The 18,925-nt window shown below is 64.8% G+C and carries 15 protein-coding genes; 3 read left to right on the top strand and 12 right to left on the bottom strand.

Going from position 1 to position 18,925, the window contains the following annotated elements; genetic code table 11:
- Nucleotides 1–4 precede the first annotated feature (4 nt).
- On the top strand, nt 5–2,830 hold the full coding sequence (locus E2481_RS04785) for a DEAD/DEAH box helicase (protein ID WP_136715998.1): 2,826 nt from the start codon (nt 5–7) through the stop codon (nt 2,828–2,830).
- 54 nt (nt 2,831–2,884) lie between these two features.
- Here E2481_RS04785 and E2481_RS04780 read toward each other — a convergent pair whose 3' ends face one another.
- The 5 genes from E2481_RS04780 to E2481_RS04760 are packed head-to-tail and all read right to left on the bottom strand — an operon-like array spanning nt 2,885 to nt 8,660.
- Nucleotides 2,885–3,757: a DUF4352 domain-containing protein gene (locus tag E2481_RS04780; protein ID WP_136715997.1), complete on the bottom strand. Its 873-nt coding sequence runs from the start codon at nt 3,755–3,757 to the stop codon at nt 2,885–2,887.
- A 59-nt stretch (nt 3,758–3,816) separates the two neighbouring features.
- The gene (locus E2481_RS04775; protein WP_136715996.1) at nt 3,817–4,791 is read right to left on the bottom strand and encodes an aldo/keto reductase; all 975 of its coding nucleotides are present in this window, start codon (nt 4,789–4,791) and stop codon (nt 3,817–3,819) included.
- Nucleotides 4,792–4,829: 38 nt separating this feature from the next.
- On the bottom strand, nt 4,830–5,912 hold the full coding sequence (locus tag E2481_RS04770) for an ABC transporter permease (protein ID WP_250137731.1): 1,083 nt from the start codon (nt 5,910–5,912) through the stop codon (nt 4,830–4,832).
- Nucleotides 5,899–7,788 (bottom strand): ABC transporter permease, encoded by a 1,890-nt coding sequence (locus E2481_RS04765; protein ID WP_136715995.1) that lies wholly within the window; start codon nt 7,786–7,788, stop codon nt 5,899–5,901. Before E2481_RS04765 ends, E2481_RS04770 begins: the two co-directional genes overlap by 14 nt.
- Nucleotides 7,785–8,660 (bottom strand): ABC transporter ATP-binding protein, encoded by an 876-nt coding sequence (locus E2481_RS04760; RefSeq protein WP_136715994.1) that lies wholly within the window; start codon nt 8,658–8,660, stop codon nt 7,785–7,787. The genes E2481_RS04765 and E2481_RS04760 overlap by 4 nt, the downstream gene beginning before the upstream one ends.
- A gap of 93 nt (nt 8,661–8,753) precedes the next feature.
- On the opposite strand from E2481_RS04760, the gene E2481_RS04755 reads away from it, so the two are divergent.
- On the top strand, nt 8,754–9,194 hold the full coding sequence (locus E2481_RS04755; protein ID WP_136715993.1) for an SRPBCC family protein: 441 nt from the start codon (nt 8,754–8,756) through the stop codon (nt 9,192–9,194).
- A 6-nt stretch (nt 9,195–9,200) separates the two neighbouring features.
- Here the strand turns inward: E2481_RS04755 and E2481_RS04750 are convergent, their stop codons facing one another.
- The 6 genes from E2481_RS04750 to E2481_RS04725 form a co-directional block, all read right to left on the bottom strand.
- Entirely contained in the window at nt 9,201–9,437 is a 237-nt protein-coding gene (locus tag E2481_RS04750; protein WP_136715992.1) for an HVO_2901 family zinc finger protein, read from the bottom strand.
- Between the two features lie 328 nt (nt 9,438–9,765).
- Nucleotides 9,766–12,189 (bottom strand): PAS domain S-box protein, encoded by a 2,424-nt coding sequence (locus tag E2481_RS04745; RefSeq protein ID WP_136715991.1) that lies wholly within the window; start codon nt 12,187–12,189, stop codon nt 9,766–9,768.
- Nucleotides 12,190–12,290: 101 nt separating this feature from the next.
- Nucleotides 12,291–13,160 carry a succinate--CoA ligase subunit alpha gene (sucD, locus tag E2481_RS04740; protein WP_136715990.1) on the bottom strand — a complete coding sequence of 290 codons (870 nt, stop codon included), beginning with the start codon at nt 13,158–13,160 and terminating at the stop codon, nt 12,291–12,293.
- Nucleotides 13,157–14,302 carry an ADP-forming succinate--CoA ligase subunit beta gene (sucC, locus tag E2481_RS04735; RefSeq protein ID WP_136715989.1) on the bottom strand — a complete coding sequence of 382 codons (1,146 nt, stop codon included), beginning with the start codon at nt 14,300–14,302 and terminating at the stop codon, nt 13,157–13,159. The genes sucD and sucC overlap by 4 nt, the downstream gene beginning before the upstream one ends.
- Before the next feature lie 215 nt (nt 14,303–14,517).
- Nucleotides 14,518–15,690, bottom strand: coding sequence for a hypothetical protein (locus tag E2481_RS04730; protein WP_136715988.1), 1,173 nt, complete (start codon nt 15,688–15,690; stop codon nt 14,518–14,520).
- Between the two features lie 380 nt (nt 15,691–16,070).
- Nucleotides 16,071–17,009: a hypothetical protein gene (locus tag E2481_RS04725; RefSeq protein ID WP_136715987.1), complete on the bottom strand. Its 939-nt coding sequence runs from the start codon at nt 17,007–17,009 to the stop codon at nt 16,071–16,073.
- 200 nt (nt 17,010–17,209) lie between these two features.
- On the opposite strand from E2481_RS04725, the gene E2481_RS04720 reads away from it, so the two are divergent.
- Nucleotides 17,210–18,178 carry a transcription initiation factor IIB gene (locus tag E2481_RS04720; protein ID WP_136715986.1) on the top strand — a complete coding sequence of 323 codons (969 nt, stop codon included), beginning with the start codon at nt 17,210–17,212 and terminating at the stop codon, nt 18,176–18,178.
- A 21-nt stretch (nt 18,179–18,199) separates the two neighbouring features.
- On the opposite strand, the gene E2481_RS04715 is transcribed toward E2481_RS04720, so the two are convergent.
- On the bottom strand, nt 18,200–18,925 hold the full coding sequence (locus E2481_RS04715; protein WP_136715985.1) for a bacteriorhodopsin: 726 nt from the start codon (nt 18,923–18,925) through the stop codon (nt 18,200–18,202).

The following is an 18,925-nucleotide window of genomic DNA, read 5'->3' as shown; positions in this document are numbered from 1 at the left end:
GGTGATGCCAGAAGCGGGTTCAGCGGCCGCCTTCGCCGAACTCGGCGCGGCGGTCCGGTCGGCGCTCTCCGAGCGCGGATTCACGAGTCCCACCGAGCCACAGCGCCGCGCGATTCCACCGCTCGTCGACGGGCGGAACGGCCTCATCGTCGCGCCGACCGGCACCGGCAAGACCGAGACCGCCATGCTTCCCGTATTCGATGCCCTCGAAGGCACCGATCGGTTCGGGATCGGTGCGCTGTACGTGACACCGCTGCGAGCGCTGAACCGCGACATGCGCGAGCGGCTGGACTGGTGGGGCGAGACGCTCGGGCTCGACGTCGACGTTCGTCACGGGGATACGACCGACTACCAGCGGGGGAAACAGGCCGACGACCCGCCGGACGTGCTCGTGACGACGCCCGAGACGCTCCAGGCGATGCTGACTGGGAAGAAACTCCGGCGGGCGCTCGAAGACGTCGAACACGTCGTCGTCGACGAAGTCCACGAACTCGCGGCCTCGAAGCGCGGCGCACAGCTGACGGTCGGTCTCGAACGAATCCGGGAGCTGTCCGGCCCGTTCCAGCGCATCGGGCTCTCGGCGACGGTCGGCGACCCCGCGGAGGTCGGCCGGTTCCTCACCGGCGACAGGGGCTGTGCGATCATCGAGGTCGACGTGGGCAGCGAGATCGACATCGCCGTTCGCGAGCCCCGTGTCACCGACGAGGACGAGCGACTCGCAAACGAGCTGATGACCAACGTCGACGTGGCGAGTCACGTCCGGGCCATCGATGACCTCGTCAGCGAGCACGAGTCGACGCTCGTGTTCGTCAACACGCGCCAGACCGCCGAGGCGCTGGGCTCGCGGTTCAAGGAACTCGGGACCGACATCGAGGTCCACCACGGCTCGCTCTCGAAGGAGGCCCGCATCGAGGTCGAGGACAGTTTCAAGGACGGCGACCTCTCGGGGTTGCTCTGTACGTCCTCGATGGAACTGGGCATCGACGTGGGGAGCATCGACCACGTCGTCCAGTACCAGAGTCCCCGCCAGGTCTCCAGACTCCTCCAGCGGATCGGCCGCGCCGGCCATCGTCGAGACGAGGTCTCCTCGGGGACCGTCATCACGACCAGGCCCGACGACACGTTCGAGGCGCTGGCGATCGCCCGCCAGGCCGTCGACGGCGACGTGGAACCGGCGAACATCCACCACGGCAGTCTCGACACCGTCGCCAACCAGATCGCCGGGCTCGTCATGGACTTCGGCGAGATCTCCGCGATGGCGGCCTACCACATCGTCACTCGGGCCTACCCGTTCCGGAACGTCACGGAAGGCGAGTTCAAGCAGGTGGTCCGCGAACTCGGGGACAACCGCGTCGTCTGGCTCGAAGAAGGCGAGGACATGATCGAGAAGCGCCGCGGGACGTGGCAGTACTTCTATCACAACCTCTCGATGATCCCCGACGAGGCAACCTACGACGTCAAAGACATGGCCAGCGGTCGCCAGGTCGGGACCTTAGACGAGAAGTTCGTTGTCAACTTCGCCTCGCCGGGCGAGATCTTCATTCAGCGCGGCGAGATGTGGCGCATCACCGAGGTAGAGGAAGACGACGAGGAAGTGCTAGTCACGCCCGTCGAGGACCCGGCCGGTGAAGTCCCCTCGTGGGTCGGCCAGGAGATTCCCGTCCCCTACGAGGTCGCCCAGGAGGTCGGCGACATCCGAAAAGTCGCCGGCGCGCAACTGGACGGGGCCGTCGACGTGGACGCCGTCGCCCGAGATCTCAGCCGACGCTATCCGGCCGACGAACACACTATCGGCGAAGCCCTGGAGCAACTCGACCGCCACCACGCGCCGATGCCCACTGACGACACGATCCTGGTCGAGTCCCACGGCCGCGAGGTCGTTCTGACAGCGCATTTCGGCCATACCATCAACGAGACGCTCGGGCGCGTCCTCTCGGCGCTGATCGGTCAGCGAACCGGTTCCTCGGTCGGGATGGAGATCGACCCCTACCGCATCGAACTGGAGGTCCCCCAGGGAATCACCGTCAACGACGTGCTCGAGACGCTCCGCGAGACCGACCCCGAACACGTCGCCGGGATCATCGAACTCAGTCTCAAACACGCCGACGCGCTGAAGTTCAAACTCGCACAGGTCGCCGCGAAGTTCGGCACGCTCAAAAACTGGCGAAAGGGCAGCGCCGGCGGGTTCGGCCGCGGCCGGCTGCTCGATGCCCTCGAAGGCACACCCGTCTACGACGAGGCGCTGCGGGAGTTGCTCCACGAGGAACTCGCCGTCGAGGCGGCCAGCGACGTGCTGGCACGGATCCAGGCCGGCGAACTCTCCATCGAGACCGTCAGCGAGCGAACGCCGATCGGACTGGGTGGGCGCTCTTCGGGGAAAGAACTGCTCGCGCCGGAGAACGCCGATGCCAGCGTCATCGAGACCGTTCGCGAGCGCATCCAGAGCGACCGGGTCATTCTCTTCTGTCTCCACTGTCAGGACTGGGAGCGCAAACAGACCGTCGAGCGGGTCGACGAGCAACCCGAATGTCCGGGCTGCGGATCGACGCGCATCGCCGCGCTCAACCCCTGGGCCGACGAGGTGGTCACGGCAGTCAGAGCCGAACAAAAAGACGACGAACAGGAGAAACAGACGCGCCGGGCCTACCAGTCGGCGAACCTCGTTCAGAGCCACGGCAAACAGGCCGTCGTCGCGCTGGCGGCGCGCGGCGTCGGCCCGCACAACGCGGCCCGGATCATCAGCAAACTCCGCGAGGACGAAGACGAGTTCTACCGGGACATCCTGTCCCAGGAACGCCAGTACGCTCGCACTCAGTCGTTCTGGGACTGACCTGTCGAACGGGAACAGCCCGCCGCCCTGCTAATTCGGCTTTGCCCACCCATCTCAGGACCCGTCGCCGGACGTGGTAGCCGAGAACCCGGGACTCCAGCGGGCGTACTTGTCCTCGCGGACGCCCTCGTACTTGAATATCAGGTCGGATTTGGCCGTTCCGCCGGCGACCTCGTAGGGCAACTGGACGCGCTTTGTCTGGCCTGCTGCCAGGCTCCGTTTGTTGTATCTCGCGTCCGTCCAGGCCGTTCGCTCGCTCCCGTCGATCAGCATCTTGTAGTCGTGTGAGTCTGCCATCCAGCTGCTGCTGCCGATGCTCTCTAACTTGATGGTGACCACAGCGAACTTTCCGTTCGAAATCGACGGCGTATCCTCGTTCTCGTAGCCACTCACGGTGTAGGTGAACGTGTCCTGGAACTCGACGGACTCGACGGTGATCTCGAACCCGTCGACCTCGAAGGATTCCCCCATCGCCAGGTCCGGTCCGATGATCTCCACCGACCAGGTGTTCTTGGGACCGCCGAACCGAACGTCCGCCGAGCCGACTGACTCGAACGGTGGGACGGTAATCGCTGCCGTCTTCGACTCGCCGGCTTCGACGTACACCATCGCGGTGGACTGTTCCTCGTACTCGACATCGCTGCCCGTCCGCGTCTTCACCGGTGCCCGATAGACGCCGGGCTGTCCGCCCGTGTTCTTGACCGTGATCTCGAACTCGTATTCCGTGCCGACCTGGGCGACCTCCTCCTGGCTGAGATTGATCGCCGTTTCGAAGCTCGCCTTCTTGCCGTCCGGTGTCGAGACCGCGACCGGCGTTCCCGCGTTCTCCTGCGGTGTGTTCCCCCCACTGTTCGAGTTCCCGTTGAGACAACCGGCCATACCGGCCATCCCAACCCCCATCGACGTGAGAAGCGCTCGACGCTTCATGTGTCAGTACCCATGACATCCCTGATAATAGATGTTGCGTGTGTAACAGGCAGTCGTTCCTACTCGTGGCCGGAGACTGGGACTGGCTCGTAGGGTTCTTCGAGATACTCGACGTCGCTTTCGGCGAGGTCGATGTCCAGCGCTTCGACGGCCTCCTCCAGATGTTCGACGCTGGTCGTCCCGACGATGGGCGCGTCGACCCACTCCTTGTCCAGGACCCACGCCAGGGCGATCTGGGCCATCGAGGCGTCGTACTCGTCGGCCAGTTCCTCGACTCGCTCGTTGACTGCCGGTCCGCCCCCGTCGAGATACGGGTGCTCGTAGAGGTACTCCTCGCTCGCGCCCCGTGCGGTGCTGTCGACCTCGTCGTGTGGCCGGGTGAGATACCCGCGGGCCATCGGACTCCACGGCATGGTCCCGATCCCCTCTTTCTGGCAGAAGGGCAACATTTCCCGTTCTTCCTCGCGATAGACCAGGTTGTAGTGGTTCTGCATCGTCGCGAACCGGTCGAGTCCGAGGCGCTCGCTGGTGTGGAGCGCGTCGGCGAACTGGTGAGTCCACATCGAACTCGCGCCGATGTACCGTGTTTTCCCGCGACGGACGGCGTCGTCGAGTGCCCTGAGCGTCCCCTCCATCGGCGTGTCGTAGTCGTAGCGGTGGATCTGGTAGAGGTCGACCGTGTCCATGCCGAGCCGGTCGAGGCTCGCGTCGAGTTCCTGCTCGATGGTCTTTCGCGAAAGGCCGCCCGAGTTCGGGTCGTCCTCGTCCATCTGGAAGTACACCTTCGTCGCGACGATGCTCTCCTCGCGGCGCCCCTCTAGGGCGTTGCCGATGATCCGCTCGGACTCGCCCGTCGAGTACATGTTGGCGGTGTCGAAGAAGTTGATACCGAGATCGATGGCCCGGTCGATGATGGGCTGAGACTCTGCTTCGTCGAGGACCCACTCGCGCCAGTCGGGGTCGCCGAAACTCATGCAGCCGAGACAGAGCCGGCTGACTTCCATGCCGGTGTCGCCGAGTGTCGTGTATTCCATACGAGCCCTGTGCCCGGCCCGGAGAAAAAACCAGGTGGCTACAGCGATTCGACGTCGACCCGGTCGACGTACGCCCTCGCGAGCGCGTAGAGCCCCACGGCGACCGCCGCGTAGAGCGCGACGAGCGCGTACGTCGTGTTCGTGGGACTGTCGACGGCCAGTTTGGCGACCGTCGTGGCCGGGTGTTCTGGGAGGAACACCGCCGAGGCGAAGAGCCCGAGGACGCCCACCGAGTAGACGAGCTGTGCGCTCTTTCGCTCGCCCATGACGAGGCCGAGCACCACGCCGATGACCACCACCACGGTCGCCATCGACGCGACGGTGAGCATGAGGAGCGGAACGTTCGAGACACTGATGCCGTTGGCACCGAGCAGGAGGATCCACAGGAGCGCCTGCAGCGGCGCGAGCATCGCCATGGCCACCGACTTGCCGTCGACGATGTCGACCAGCGTGACCGGCGCGACCCGCAGGAGTTCGAGCGTCCCGCGTTCGATCTCCTCGGTGATGGCGTCGACCGCCACGGAGCCGCTGATGAACGGCGGCAGGAACAGCAAGAGCGGAATGAGGATCGTGTACGTAAAGCCGAAGTACGGGCTCGCGGCCACGTCGTCGGGAAGCGGCACCAGTTCCCGGTCGATGTGAGCCGACCGGTCCTGGCGCTCCTGGCGCTCGAACTGCTCTAGGGTCTCCCGGATCTGCACGACGATCAGCGTCGTTTGCAGACTCCCGTCGGGCGCTGTCGCTGTGACGTTGATGCGTCTGTCCGCCCCGTGATTCGCCACGATCACGGTGTCGACCCTGGTGCCACGGATACCACCGTCCTGAAAGGCGCGTGCCGCCGTCGCCTCGTTCGGGAGCTGGACGGTGTCGATTCCGTCCATCTCCTCCGTCGCCGCGATAAGGCTGTCGCTGGCGTTGCCGGTGACGCCGACGTTCACCTCGCCCGAGACCGAACTCGGGTCGTACAGCGAGGTGAGGCCGACCACCAGGAACGACGAGAACGCCGCCACGAACAGCTGGATGAGCAGGGCGAGGACGATGGTCTTCTCCCGGGAGAGCGACGCCAGATCCCGGCGGGCGATGGCCGCTCGCGGGTCCGAGAGGAGATCAGATAGCGCCACTTGCACTCACCACCGTGAAGTTGTAGCCGAAGTGAATGATCATCGCCAGTACCACCGCGAGCACGTACGACTCGCGGTCCCGACTCGCGCCGACCGCCGAGATGGCGGCGGTCACCACGTGTAACACGAGCGGCGCGAGCAGGAACGCGATGACGACCGGAATCGAGGGACTGCCCGCTCCCGTGCCAGTCGCTAGCGCGGCCTGACCGACCACCACCTGCTCGGGGAGGCCGACCAACTGGGCCAGCAGCGTGAACTTCTCGCCGACGAAAAAGCCCGCGCCGCTGAACGCGCCGACGACGAGCGCAGGTTTCAGTCCCGCCTCGAAGCGGCTGTGTGCGTAGCCGGCGTAGATGTGCAGACTCTTTGCGATCTCCTCGACGACGACGACGATGACGAGGATTGCCGGGATCGACAGCGCCTCCGGGATGGCAAAGAGCATCGCGACGCCGACCAGTTCGGCGACGAAGACGAACGGGAGCAGGATGGCGCTCACCGCGGCGACGCTCCACTTGCCGTGGACCCGTGCCGCCAGTGCGTCCAACGTCTTCAGCGGGATCGAACGCTGGGTGAACATGTCCTCCTCGCGGTAGATACCGGCACCGAGGGCGAACAGTACCCCGGCCGTGAGCGTCGGCGGCAGCGTCGAGAACGTGAACTCGCCGAGCGTCACCGCCTGGCCCTGGAGGTCCCGGACGACGATGGTCAGCGGCGAGATGAGCGCGACCGCACCCACGTCGGTGAAGATGGCGGGCACGAACGCGTAGGTCGTCAGCGAGACCGTCACCGTCACCGTCACGAACGTCAGTTCCTTGAACGACCGGGCGAACATCGCGCCGACGAACGTCGCGGCGAGGAAGAGGAGGGCGATCGGCGTGATCGCGAGCACGGATATCCCGACCGAGAGCGGCGAGATGTCCGGGAACTGCAGTCCCGCCCCGATCAGGGCCGCCATCGTGATCGCGGCCCCGAAGTACGGCAGGGTCTTCCCGCCGATGATGTCGAACCGGGTGACCGGCGAGACCAGCAGGAGTTCACCCCGGCGATTCAACCGCTCGGACAGCATCGTGCTCCCGTAGGCCTGGATGATGAAGTTCAGCGGCAGGACGAACAGGAAGGCGAGCACGAGTGACTGGAACGGGAAGGGCGGCGAGATGTCCGCGGGCGTTCCCGAGGCGTTCCCGCTCGCCAGACTCCCGGCCAGCCCGCCGACGTTCCCGCCGCCACCGCCGGCGGCCGTGTCTCCGTCACCGGACTGGCCCGTCCCGTCACCGGCCTCCGTCTCGTCTCCGGTCCCATCACCGCTTCCGTCGCTGCTCCCGTCGTCGCTCCCGCTGGTGTCGGTTCCCGTCTCCCCATCGGATTCGTCGGACTCGTCGTCGGTGTCCGTCCCACCGGTCGCACCGGGATCGAGGACCTCCTGGACGTTCTCACGCTCGACGTATCGGAGCGTCACGGCGATGGGGAACGCAGCTGACTGGTTCGTCTCCTTGCGCATCTGCTGGTCGTTGTAGTCGTCGACCGTCGACCGGAGCTCGGCCAGCGCCGCGTCGCCTTTCGCGCTGCTGGCCGCGTCCGGCGGCTCACCCGGCTCGATGAGCACGTCGATCCGACCCGCCTCGAGCGCGTCCTCGCTCGGCTCGCGGGCGACGAACGTCGGGTCGTCCGCGACGACCTGATAGTAGGGACTCTCCTCGGTCACGCCGACGCGGTAGATACCCCTGTCGAGCGCGATACCCTGGCTGGCGGCGTAGGGAGCGACGAGTCCGGCCACCAGCAGCGCGACGGCGGCGACGGCGACGGTTTTCTTGTCGACCCCGCCGGCGTTCTTGGTCACCTCCCACCGGGCGATCCGGAGGACTTTCCGGAGCTTCACGCCTCGACCTCCGGATCGGCCAGATCGAGGAACACCTCTTCGAGACTCGACTCCTCCGTTCGGATGTCCACGACCGACCCGCCGGCGTCCTGTGCGGCCTCGCGCGTCGTCTCGACGTCGTCCATCGAGTCGACGATGCGGTGGTATCGACCGTTCTCCTGGACGCTTCCTGGGACTTCGACGGTCGTGTAGACGTGGTACTCGGTCTCGCCGTGTTCCTCGCGCAACTCGGCGAGGCCGCCCTGGGCGACGATGTCCCCCTCGTTCATGATGGCGACCCGGTCGCAGATGCTCTCGACGTGATAGAGGTTGTGGGCGCTGAACACGATTGTTTTGCCCTCGTCGCTCAGCCGGCTCGTGAAGTCGATGACGTAGTTGGTCGTCAGCGGATCGAGGCCGCTGGCCGGCTCGTCGTAGATCAACACGTCCGGGTCGTTGATGAGCGACCGGGAGATGGCGACTTTCCGTTTCATCCCCTTCGACATGTCTCCGAGCTGTCGGTCTCGGTGTTCGAGGTCCAGTTGGTCCAGTGTCTCGTGAATCCGCTCCTCGGCGACGTCCTCGGGCACGTCGTAGAGGTCGGCGAAGAAGTGGAGATACGACAGCGGTGTCATCTCCTCGTACAGCGGCGATTCCTCGGGGAGAAAGCCGAGCCGCCGGCGCATCTCACTGTCGCCGGCGTCGTAGCCCGCGACGCTCACCGTGCCGTCGGTCGGTTCCAGCAGGCCAGCGAGCATCTTCAGGGTCGTCGTCTTCCCGGCACCGTTCGGTCCGATGATGCCGAACACCTCGCCGCTGTCGACGGTGAAACTACTCCCTGAAACCGCTGTGAACCCACCGTACTCCTTGCGCAGGTCCCGGACCTCGATCATTCGAGCGTGGCTTGGTAACCACCCACCGTATAAGTTGGTACCCGATTATCAGAAGCTGGAAAGGACTTTGGCACTTCCGCCCGTTGATGGGATATGGATTGTCCAGGCGGGTCCGACCGGAGTTCGGTGCGCCTCGAACGCACGCCCGACGGTCGACGCTTCGTGGCCGCACGCGAGGTAGACGCACCGGCGGATCGGTGCTGGGACCTCCTCGTCGATACCACCCACTGGCCGGCGTGGGGACCGTCAGTCCGTGCCGTCGACTGCGACCAGCGGGTTATCGAGAACGGAACGACCGGCCGCGTTCGGACCGTGGGGGGCATCTGGCTCCCGTTCGAGGTGACGAGCTGTCGCGAACGGCGGTGGACGTGGCGGGTGGCTCGGATTCCCGCGACTGGTCACCGCGTTCGGGCCGGACCGCCGACGACCATCGAGTTCGAGATACCACTCGTCGCCGCGCCGTACGTGGTGGTCTGCCTGAAAGCCCTGCAGGAGCTAGCTGTCCTCTCGACGGGTGACACCGCTCGCGAGTGAGCGGTGTTACTGTTTCGCGACGCGTACGTTCTCTACCTGATAGATGTCCTCGCCGATACCGGTGCCGTCACAGTCCTCCGTCGGGCATCGATAGTGCCAGCCGTCGGTCGTGGCGGTTCGCTCGGCGAACCGCTCGCCGCATTTGTCACAGAAGAGCTGCCCTTCCTCGCACGTGTCCCGGTGAAGTTCGAGTTCGAGTTCCGTGGCGAACGTCCGCTTGCAGTTCCTGCAGGTGTGGGCCATAGTAAATACCATTCGAATCAATCCTTATATCTGCACCGGAACGTTCATTCCTTGTATCCCTACCTAGCCGACTCCTTTCCCGATGATAATCACAACGACCGGCGCGAATCGTCCCCCGCTCGGTCACCTGTCGGTCGACCGGTCGCGAGAAATCAACGCACGCCGAGGGGACGGGAGACGGCCCCGCTCCACCGTTCAATCGACTAACGATTCGCGGGACACGTTACGGAAATGGCTGATTACGCCGCGGTATGGATCCGTTTCGGCCCCTTTTTTCGGGGTGTTCCCGGTGAGTCACCCCACGGCCGGGGAGCACATCGCGTCGACCTCAGCCGCCGAACGGCTCGACGCCGGTCACCTCGAACCTCGCCCCGCCGGTTTCGCTCTCGGTGACCGACACCGACCAGTCGTGGGCCTCGGCGATCCCTTCGACGATGACCAGTCCGAGCCCGGTCCCGTTCTCGCTGTTCGAGTACCCGTGCTGGAACACGTCAGCGCGTTCCGATGGGGGAATTCCGGGACCATCGTCGGCGACGTAGAACCCGGTCGTCCCGGTTGACTCGATGCGACCGACGCGAACCCGAACACTTTCGGAACGCTGCTCGGCCGCTTCCGCGGGCCCGCCCCCACTACCGGAGAGGCCCGCTTCGCTACCCGGTGCACACGGGTCGGTCGGTCTTTTGGAACGTGTCGCGGTTCGGTCGCCTGTCGAGCCGTGCTCGACAGCGTCCTGACGAGTTTGCGAGTCAGGGCTCGTGGAACCGTGTTCCACGGCGTCATCGGACGAAATCCGATTGCTTGTCGAGCCGTGCTCGACTGCGTCCTGACGAGTTTGCGAGTCAGGACTCGTGGAACCGTGTTCCACGGCGTTCCGGAAGAGGTTCTCCAGCAGCGAGGCGAGGCGATCGCTGTCGGCGAGGAACTGTGCATCGTCGGCCTGGACCGACAGCGTCGCCGCCGTCGTCTCGACGTTCTTCCAGGCGGATTCGACTGCCGGACCGAGGGCGACCGGTTCGACCTCGCCGACGGTCTGCCCGTCGCGAGCCAGCGTCAGCAGGTCGTCGATCAGTCGCTCCATTCGCTCGCCGGCCGCCTCGATCGCCGCGAAGTGCTCTTCGTCCCCGCTTTGCCGTGCGAGTTCCAGCCTGCTCAACATGACGTTGAGCGGGTTTCGCAGGTCGTGGCTGACGACGCCGGCGAACTGATCCAGGCGCTCGTTTTGCCGCCGCAGCGTCTCTTCGCGCTCCTTGCGGTCCGTGATGTCGCGGACGACGCCCGCCGTCCCCTGGAACCCCTCTTTGGAGGGCAGGAGTGCGATGTGGTCCTCGCAGGAGACGCGGTCGCCCTCGGCCGTGACGGTCTGCATCTCGAAGGTGGCGTTGCGCCGCTCGTCGCTTTTCAGCAACTCCTCGATGAGTTCCGTCGCCGTCTCGACGTCCTGGTCGCGCATGACTGTCGAGACGTGCTCCCCGACGAGTTCGTCGCCCTCGTGGCCGGTCATCTCGGCCAGCGCCTCGTTGACCAGCGTGAAGTTCCCGTCCGTATCGAGGGTGTACACCGGATCGCCGACGGCCTCGACGATCGTTCGGTACTGCGCGAGCTCCTGTTCGCGTGCCCGGCGCTCGCTTACGTCACGGGCGACGCCCGCGACTCCGATGACTTCCCCCTCGCTGTTTTGCAGTTCCGACCCGCGGAACTCGAATGGAATCCGCTCGCCCGTTCTGGTGAGAGCTTCCCCTTCGACGCTCGCGGTGCCCGTCGACAACACGTCGCGGATGACGCCGACCATGTCCGTCTCGTACTCTTCGGGCACGATGTCGAATACGACCATGTCGGCGAGTTCGTCGTCACTGTACCCGGTGACATCACAGAGCCGGTCGTTCCACCGCAGTATCTCACCGTCGAGGGAACTCACGAAGATGACGTCGTCGAGCGTGTCGAGTATCGTCCGGACGAACTCCTGTTCGGCCCGCAGTTCTCGTTCGCGCTCCCGGTGCTCGGTGACGTCGCGGACCGAGCCGAGCGCCGCCCAGTTGCCTTCGTGGGTGATCGACGCCACGCTGAATTCGAGGTATCGCGTCTCCCCGTCTTTCGTCAGGATTCGGGAGTCGTAGGTCTGGGGCGGGTTTTCACCGCGCGCTCTGCGTTCGCCGATGGCACGTACCCGATCCCGATCGGCCGGATGGACGAGTTCCCAGATCTCCATGTCGGCCAGTTCCGCTTCGCTGTAGCCGGTGATCTCACAGATCCGGTCGTTGACGAAGACGAACTCGGCGTCCTGATAGATGTAGATGCCGTCGTGACTCCCCTCGACTAACGTCCGATATCGCTCCTCGCTCTCTTCGAGTGCGCGCTCGGTTCGGTACTCATCGACGGCCGCCTCGATCGCCGCCGTCAGGTCGCCCTGGTCGGTCCCGTCTTTCCGCAGGTAATCGGTCGCACCGGCCGAGAAGGCGTCGCTGGCCACTCGCTCGTCGCCGGCATCGGTGTAGAGCACGAACGGCACGGTTCCGTCACGCTCGCGAACCCGCTCCAGTACCGTCAGTCCGTCCGTGTCGGGTAACGCGTACTCGCTTACCAGACAGTCGAACGCGCCAGCGTCGAACCGAGAGATCGCGTCTTCACCGGTCGCCACCGCCGTGACTGCCAGATCCCCGCCCCCGTCTTCGAGACCGGCAACGACTCGATCCTGCTGGTCGGCGTCGCCGTCGACGTACAGGACCGAAATCGGACCGTCCACTGACGCGGTCATTGTGTCCGAATATCGTGCAATCGTGTTTAATCTTTCCCGTCGAAACGCGAAATTAGGGCGGCGTCGGGGCGAAAAATACGCTCGAAGGAAACAACCGTTTCCTACAGGATCTCTTCGATGTGATCGGCGACTTCCTCGGGCGTGTCGCCGACGGGCGTTCCGGCGTCCTCCAGTGCGCTGATCTTGGACTCGGCGGTCCCGGTTCCGGACCCGGAGACGATGGCACCGGCGTGGCCCATGCGCTTGCCTGGCGGTGCGGTCCGGCCGGCGATGAAGCCGACGACCGGCGTGTCCATGTTCTCGGCGATGAACTGGGCGGCTTCCTCCTCGTCTTCGCCACCGATCTCACCGCACATGACGACGGCTTCGGTCTCCTCGTCGGCCTCGAACAGTTCGAGGGCGTCGGTGAAGTCCGTCCCGATGATGGGGTCGCCACCGATGCCGATGGCGGTCGTCTGGCCCAGGCCGCGCTCGGTGAGGTTGTCGACCACCTGGTAGGTGAGCGTTCCCGAGCGGGAGACCAGTCCGACGTTCCCCGAGGAGAAGATGTTCCCCGGCAGGATGCCGAGCTTGGCGACCCCAGGCGTGATGACGCCGGGACAGTTCGGACCGACGAGGTGCGTGTCGGTCTCCGAGAGGCGCTTGTAGACCCGGCTCATGTCCTGGGTCGGAATGCCTTCGGTGATCGCCACGACCAGATCGACCGGTGCGTCGAGCGCCTCGAACAGCGCGTCGCCCGCAAAGGCTGGCGGGACGAACACGACGGAGGCGTTGGCGTCCTCCTCGCGTGCGGCCTGGTCGACGGTGTCGTAGACCGGCACGCCGGCTACCTCCTGGCCGCCCTTGCCGGGGACCGCACCGGCGACGACGTTCGTGCCGTACTCCATCATCTGCTCGGTGTGGAACTTCCCTTCCCCACCGGTGATGCCCTGTACAACGACGCGGGTGTCCTCGTCGACTAGAACGCTCATTGTGAGTCCTCCTCTGCGTATTCGACCGCACGCTGGACGGCGTCCTCCAGCGTCGCCTCGACGGTCACGAGGTCGGTGTTGAGAATCTCCATGCCCTCCTCGGCGTTGGTCCCGGCGAGTCGGACCACGACGCGCTTGGGGATCTCGTCGAACTGCTCCAAGGCCGTGTTGATGCCCTTCGCGACCTCGTCGCCGCGCGTGATGCCGCCGAAGATGTTGAAGACGACGGCGTCGACGTTCTCGTCGGAGAAGACCATGTCCAGGGCGTTGGTGACGCGTTCGGCTTTCGCGCCGCCACCGATGTCCAGGAAGTTCGCCGGCTCCCCGCCGTAGTAGTCGACGAGGTCGAGCGTCGTCATCACGAGGCCCGCACCGTTGCCGATGATGCCGACGTTGCCGTCCAGTCGGACGTAGTCGAAGCCGTACTCGTTGGCCTTGGCTTCGAGGTCGTCCTCGGCGGCCTCGTCCTGCATCTCCGCGAGGTCGGGATGGCGGAACAGCGCGTCCTCGTCGATGTTCATCACGGCGTCGGCCGCGATGACTTCGTCGTCGCTCGTGACCATCAGCGGGTTGATCTCGGCGTCGCTGCCGTCCTTCTCGGTCCAGAGCTCGTACAGCGTCGTCAGGACCGAGGCCACGTCGCCGGCTACCTCGCGGTCGACCCCGGCGTCGTAGACGGCCTTGCGAGCCTGATAGGGATGCATCCCGAAGGAGGGGTCGATGTGCTCGCGAGCGATGGCGTCGGGGTCCTCGGCGGCGACCTCCTCGATGTTGACGCCGCCGCGCGTCGAGACCATAGCGACCGGTTTGCCCTCGCCGCGGTCCATCGTCACGCCGACGTAGAGTTCGTTCGTGAAGTCGACGGCTTCCTCGACCAGGACGCGGTCGACGGTGTACCCCTTGAGGTCCATCCCGAGGATGTCTTCAGCCGCCGCCCGGGCTTCCTCGGCGTCGTCGACGAGTTTGATACCGCCTGCCTTGCCGCGGCCACCGACCTGTACCTGCGCCTTGATCGCGACCGGATACCCGATATCGTCGGCCGCATCGACTGCCGCATCGACAGTCTCGGCGAGTTGCGACGACGGGGTCGGGATCCCGGCGTCCGCGAAGACCTGTTTGGCCTGATATTCGTGAAGCTTCATACGGCCGTAGACGGCGTCCGGTAAGCGCTTAAATCCCTGCCATCCGCTCCCACGTCGCCGGGCTATCCCCGAACCCCTTGTTCAGACGTGAGCCACGAATCGGCCGATAGAGGCTCCCTATGTCGGAATTTATCACCCAGTCGCTCGAGGCCGAACGCCCTTTCGAACAACTTTGCCGTTGTGGGCGGCCGACCCGGACACACCCCGACTGGCGTTCAGCTTTCGCTCAATAACTGATCGTAACTCTCCAGGTTCGTGACCGCACCGGAGCGCTGGTACTCCTGGATGGCGTCGTTGAAATCTGACTGGCGCTCCTGTTCTTTGTCTTCGTTCCCCGCCTTGCTGCTGTCGATCAGGTGATCCGTCCCGGCCGCGAGCGCCTCCGCAGCGCCGATCAGTCCCTCTATCCGGCCGTTCAGTGACCGCGGCCTCGCGATCCCGCTGAGGTCGTTTGCGGGGATCTCGAACCCGTTCTGGGAGTCAAGCAGTCGCTGTCTCGCACTCCCGTAGTCCTTTCCGACGTAACTGTCGACGCCGTCGTTGAACCCTTCGAGTCCCTGATTGAACTCGTCGATGGGCGATCCCACCTCCTCGAACGCGTCGACCTCGCCCGAGAACTGGTCGACTTTCACCTGGTATTCCCGTTCGGTGATCCCGTCGACGGCGGCCAGGTCCTCGGTCTCTACGTTTCGCTCGAACGAACTCAGTTGTGACGCGGCCTTCGAGGTGTTCAATTCCAGTTTGCTCAATGCGTCGCTGACGGTGTCGAACTCCTCGTCGAAGAGCGCAGTCTCTGCCCTGTCGAACTCCCGGTACGCGTCGATCACTGCGACCTGACAGGCGACCAGTTCCTCGATGGCAGCCCCGACCGCTCGCAACTCGTCGACGTCCCCCTGGTCGACAGCCGGCACGTCCGCTGCCGCATCTAGTTCGGTCGTCGCCGCCGAGAGTCGCTCGCGGACCGCCGCCTCGTCGAACGCAGTCGCTGACGCGTCCACGTCAAGTATCGAATCAGCGCCCCCTACGTCCGTGTAAACGGTGATACTCTCGTTCAGCGCCTGCTCGGCCCGCTCCAGCCGTTCGGCCCCGGTCGGCATCTCGGTCTCGGTTCGCTCTGGCGTCTCTTCCGGCTGTTCGGTCGTCTCTGGCTCCCGTGCCGTGGACTCCGTTTCGGTCTCGGTCGGCGTCCCCTCGCGGTTGATCTCGATCGAACTCCCTTCCTCGGTGCTCGTCGCAGTCGCTGTCGCCGTCGCACTGGCGTTCCCGCTGTCCTCCTCGAACCGACCGCCAGCGTCACTGTCTGAGTTGTTCTGTGCGCCACAGCCGGCCGTGACGGTCGCGGCAGCGATCGCGAGTACACGGCGTCTCGAGAGCCTGTCCCCTGTCATACTGCACCCCCCGGTGCGTATCGTGTGTTGGCCTATGCGTGACAGCCGACATAACAGTTCCGGCAGGACCCGCCGTCCGGCCCGGCCCCGCTAGGGTCCGTGGTCGGTCCGACACACCGGACACTGTGGAAACCCGAGCGGACTGTACTCGATCTCCGTCGACCGCTCGCTCGCGCCGCAGTACGCACACCGGAAATACGAGATCGACGAGTTTCCCGTCCGTGACCCGCCTGCGTCGTGGTCGTCTGTTGTTTGCATCCTACGTTCCCCTGTTTTCGCTAACGGTGCCTACCTGTTTAGTTAATGTCCCACTAATGGCTTGCACGTTCAAGGGACGGGGAGTATAGTCGTCGACTACCGTCCCGTAGACGGCGTCTGACTCAGGCGCTGCGTGCGAGCTGCCGTTCTCGATTGGTCTTATAGAGGAGGTAACCGGCACTGACGATTCCGGCCAACAGGGCGAGGGAGACGAATATCGACGACCCGAAGACTGTCAGCCAGCCGAACAGGTCCGGGGCGTACCGGTATCCAAGGTTCAACACGAGGAACGCGACCCCGAGGGACCCGAACGTCAGCCCCAGCATCTGTGGTTGCGCACGCCAGACGAACAGCGCACCGATCACGCCGAGGACGACGCCGAAGCCGATGAGGGCCTGTGATCGCTGGGTCTCGGTGTTGCTGACGCGTGGCGGCATGAACGTCTCGATCGTGTAGTTCGTCCCGTTGTACTCGACGCGGTACACCGCACCCACGACGACCCCACCTGACGTGTTCGACTGGGGCGGAACCTCGAACTCGTCGGGCCGGTTCTCCGCACCCTGGAACTGTGTCGTGTTGTTCTCAGCGCTCATTGCCTCGTCGAACACCGTTCTGGCCCTCGGGGACAGTTCCTCGTAACTGTAGTTCGCCCTGGGTATCCTGTCGTCGGGACCGTCGACGGTCACTCGACTCGACTCGTTCGAATACCGGTAGGTGTACGCGAGCGTGTAGTTGGTCCCGTTGGAAGCGATGCGGTAGAGGGAACCGGCCACCTCGCGCGTCCCGTTCGAGGCGGCCTCGAACCTGAACTCGTCCGGGCGATTGCGGTCGCCCCGAAACCGCGTCGTGTCGTCCTCGGACTCGATCGCCTGGCGGACCAACTCCTGTGCGCGCGGCGAGAGTTCCTCGTACGTGTAGTTGGCCGTCGGCGTCCTGTCGTAGCTGTTCCCGACCTTGACCTCGTTTACCTCGTCGGGGTGTTGAAATATATAGAGCGGATTCGCCGCGAGTAGTACCGCTAATACTAGCAGTACTCCCCCCAGAACCCGATGATCGTTCATCTCGTTGGAAGGAATTCCGCGCAAGCGGACGTAAACCTTTCGTGAGAACAACAGGCTCGAACGACCCCTTACATCGATCGTACCGGGCGGTACGGAGCTCCTACCGTCCGTATATGGATGTCCGGCCGCAGTCACGTCAACGCACCTGAAATTCGATGCAAAGGGTTTAAATGAGAGTGTGCTTTTTCTATATAAGAACGATGGTTCGTCCGAGTCGTCAGCGGGAGCGCGAGCAGGAACGAGCTGATGAAGAAGAAAGCGGGGAAGATCAGGAGGTACGAAACTGTCCCGAATGTAACTCAGATAACCTGGTATCAAGCGCTGACGGGGGTGAAATCGTCTGTGACGACTGTGGGCTCGTCATCGAAGAGGAGAACATCGATCGGGGGCCGGAGTGGCGCGCGTTCAATCACAGCGAGCGCCAGAGCAAGTCGCGCGTCGGCGCGCCGACCACCCAGACGATGCACGACAAGGGGCTCACCACCCAGATCGACTGGAAGGACAAGGACGCGTACGGCCAGTCGCTGTCCTCGGAGAAGCGGAGCCAGATGCACCGGCTCCGGAAGTGGCAGGAGCGCATCCGGACGAAAGACGCCGGCGAGCGCAACCTCCAGTTCGCCCTCTCCGAGATCGACCGCATGGCCTCGGCGCTGGGCGTCCCGCGGTCGGTTCGGGAGGTCGCCTCCGTGATCTATCGCCGGGCGCTGAACGAGGACCTCATCCGTGGCCGCTCCATCGAGGGCGTCGCGACGAGCTGTCTGTACGCCGCCTGTCGACAGGAGGGGATCCCGCGCAGCTTAGAAGAGGTCTCTGACGTCTCCCGGGTCGAACAGAAGGAGATCGGCCGCACCTATCGGTACGTCGCCCAGGAGCTCAGCCTGAAGATGGAGCCGGTCGACCCCAAGCAGTACGTGCCCCGCTTTGCCTCCGATCTAGACCTCTCCGAAGAGGTCCAGTCGAAGGCCAACGAGATCATCGACGAGACCGCCGAGAAGGGGCTGCTCTCCGGGAAGTCCCCGACCGGGTACGCGGCCGCTGCCATCTACGCCGCGTCGCTGCTCTGTAACGAGAAGAAGACTCAGCGCGAGGTCGCGGACGTGGCCCAGGTGACCGAGGTCACCATCCGGAACCGGTATCAGGAACAGATCGAAGCGATCGGCGTCCGATAGACGCCCGATCTCTTTTTCGCGTCAGTCAGTCGACGCAGCGCCAGCGGTCGCCGCCGCTTCCTCCTCGTCCGAGCCGAGCGACGCCGCGATCGCCTGGCCGTTCAGGGCGATGAGGCCGAAGCCGACCTTCGCGACCACGTCGATGTACGAGACGACGAGCGACTGGGTCTCTAGGTCCAACAGTCCGAGGCCGCTCTGTGCCAGTATCCAGATGATCGGATACATCAGCCACAGCACGGCGATGAAGTTGAGCAGTTTCTGATAGAGTTCCGAGATGTTGTCGGACCGGCGCTCCGCGACCCGGGCGTAGATCGGCCGGTAGAGCAGATAGAGCACGCGAACGAACGCCAGCCCGCCGGCCAGGAACAGCACCCACTTCATCGGCGGGGCGAGGTAGGCCCCGACGAGACCGAACGCGATGGTGAGCGCCTGCCAGACCGCGAGTTCGCCGAGCTGTCGCCGCGTCGCTTCCGCCAGCAGTCCGAGGTAGACGACGTGCAGCGGGGTCGTCAGCAGCCAGTCGATGTATCGCGCCAGGTAGACCGTGTGGCCGTCGACGGCCCGGATCGTCCCGATGCCGACCGACATGAGGGCGTACGCGACCGCCGCGATCGCCCCGACTGCGATCAGCAGGCCGCTCTCTCGATACTTCTCCCGGGGAACGTAGCGCGTGGCCCAGACCATCGCCAACGTTCCCAGGACCATTCCGATCGTGCCCAGTTGGAACCAGGTCGTGATATCTACCAT

Source organism: Halorientalis salina, from assembly GCF_005049285.1.
Lineage (GTDB): Archaea > Halobacteriota > Halobacteria > Halobacteriales > Haloarculaceae > Halorientalis > Halorientalis salina.
This window is presented reverse-complemented; position numbering and strand designations above follow the sequence as displayed.

Coding starts and splice junctions, on each gene's coding strand:
- E2481_RS04785 (WP_136715998.1), top strand. CDS start 5: ATGCCAGAAGCGGGTTCAGCGGCCGCCTTCGCCGAACTCGGCGCGGCG.
- E2481_RS04780 (WP_136715997.1), bottom strand. CDS start 3,757: ATGAAGCGTCGAGCGCTTCTCACGTCGATGGGGGTTGGGATGGCCGGT.
- E2481_RS04775 (WP_136715996.1), bottom strand. CDS start 4,791: ATGGAATACACGACACTCGGCGACACCGGCATGGAAGTCAGCCGGCTC.
- E2481_RS04760 (WP_136715994.1), bottom strand. CDS start 8,660: ATGATCGAGGTCCGGGACCTGCGCAAGGAGTACGGTGGGTTCACAGCG.
- E2481_RS04755 (WP_136715993.1), top strand. CDS start 8,754: ATGGATTGTCCAGGCGGGTCCGACCGGAGTTCGGTGCGCCTCGAACGC.
- E2481_RS04750 (WP_136715992.1), bottom strand. CDS start 9,437: ATGGCCCACACCTGCAGGAACTGCAAGCGGACGTTCGCCACGGAACTC.
- E2481_RS04745 (WP_136715991.1), bottom strand. CDS start 12,189: ATGACCGCGTCAGTGGACGGTCCGATTTCGGTCCTGTACGTCGACGGC.
- sucD (WP_136715990.1), bottom strand. CDS start 13,160: ATGAGCGTTCTAGTCGACGAGGACACCCGCGTCGTTGTACAGGGCATC.
- sucC (WP_136715989.1), bottom strand. CDS start 14,302: ATGAAGCTTCACGAATATCAGGCCAAACAGGTCTTCGCGGACGCCGGG.
- E2481_RS04730 (WP_136715988.1), bottom strand. CDS start 15,690: ATGACAGGGGACAGGCTCTCGAGACGCCGTGTACTCGCGATCGCTGCC.
- E2481_RS04725 (WP_136715987.1), bottom strand. CDS start 17,009: ATGAACGATCATCGGGTTCTGGGGGGAGTACTGCTAGTATTAGCGGTA.
- E2481_RS04720 (WP_136715986.1), top strand. CDS start 17,210: ATGGTTCGTCCGAGTCGTCAGCGGGAGCGCGAGCAGGAACGAGCTGAT.
- E2481_RS04715 (WP_136715985.1), bottom strand. CDS start 18,925: ATGGTAGATATCACGACCTGGTTCCAACTGGGCACGATCGGAATGGTC.